Genomic DNA, 1,172 nt, shown 5'->3' with positions numbered 1-1,172 from the left:
CTTGGCGCTGGTTGCTGTTGGTGTGCTGCTGCCAGGCGGCGAGTTCGGTGTTGAGCACGGCGAGGTCGTCGATGCGGCGGTCCAGGCACTGGCGGGTGAGGGCGGAGAGCTCGATCTCGGCGATGTTGAGCCAGGACCCGTGTTTGGGGGTGTGGTGGATCTCCAGGCGCTGGGCCAGCGCGAAGGCCTTCCCCGGGTCGAACGCCTCGTAGAGCGAGGCGGTGGTGTGGGTGTTGAGGTTGTCCATCACCAGCACGACCGTGGCGGCGTCGGGATAGTCCACGGTCAGCAGGTGCTCGACCTGGTGTGCCCAGTCGACCCTGGTCCGGCGGGGCTGGGCGTCCACGCGCCGCCATCCGCGCAGTGGCTCGACCCAGCAGAAGATCGAGCAGGTCCCCGAGCGGACGTACTCGTTGTCCTCGCGCCGGTCACGGCCCGGCCGCGCGGGAAGCGGATCGCGGACGTGGCCGAGCAGCTGGTACGGCTTCTCGTCCATGCACACCACCGGGCGGGCCGCATCGAGGGGGCGGCGGTAGACCGCCAGGACGTCCTCCATCGCCGCGGCGAAGGCCGCATTCGCCGCGGGCGGGATGGTCCAGCACTTCTTCACGTGAGGACGCAGTTCCGTTTTTTTAGCACCCGGCCGATCGTGGAGTGGTCCAGATCCGGGATGTCCTCGACCAGCGCGACGTGCTTCTCCAGCAGTCGCAGCGACCACCGGACATGCCCCTTGGGCGGCGCCGAGCAGGCGAGCGCGATCAGCCTCGCCTCGACCTCGCCGGTCACCGGGGAAGGCACCGGCGGGCATGCGCGTTCCTTCCGTCCGACCGTGGCCCACACATCGCCGCCGGTCTCCACGTACCGCTTCGAGATCAGGCGGACCGACTCACACGAGACCCCGACCCGGTCCGCGATCACCGCCCGCGGATCGACCTCGCCGACCGACGTGTCCAACGCGAGCAGCACCCGTGCCCGCCTGATCATCGACGCGCTGCGGACCCCCGTCGTCGTCACGCGCACCAACGCCAGACGATCTTCGGCACTCAACGCAACCGGATACTTCTTCTGTGAGGACACGGCACCCCTGCCCGGCCGAACGGAACCGACAAGGGGAGCTTGCCCGACCCCAACTCCACCAACCAGAACAACACTTAGCCGCGACGATCTACTAG

The 1,172-nt window shown here is 68.6% G+C and carries 2 protein-coding genes; both read right to left on the bottom strand.

Annotated elements, in window-relative coordinates; genetic code table 11:
* Positions 1-610, bottom strand: a 610-nt coding sequence (locus MXD57_RS31345) for an IS630 family transposase (protein ID WP_250405599.1), incomplete at its 3' end; no start/stop codon positions are given.
* The gene (locus MXD57_RS31340) at positions 607-1,077 is read right to left on the bottom strand and encodes a helix-turn-helix domain-containing protein (RefSeq protein WP_250405598.1); all 471 of its coding nucleotides are present in this window, start codon (positions 1,075-1,077) and stop codon (positions 607-609) included. The genes MXD57_RS31340 and MXD57_RS31345, both read right to left, overlap by 4 nt.
* Between the last annotated feature and the right edge of the window lie 95 nt (positions 1,078-1,172).

Origin of the sequence: Streptomyces cellostaticus, assembly GCF_023630175.1 — a bacterium.
Lineage (GTDB): Bacteria > Actinomycetota > Actinomycetes > Streptomycetales > Streptomycetaceae > Streptomyces > Streptomyces cellostaticus_A.
The sequence above is the reverse complement of the archived record's forward strand: the minus strand, read 5'-3'. Positions and strand labels throughout refer to the sequence as shown.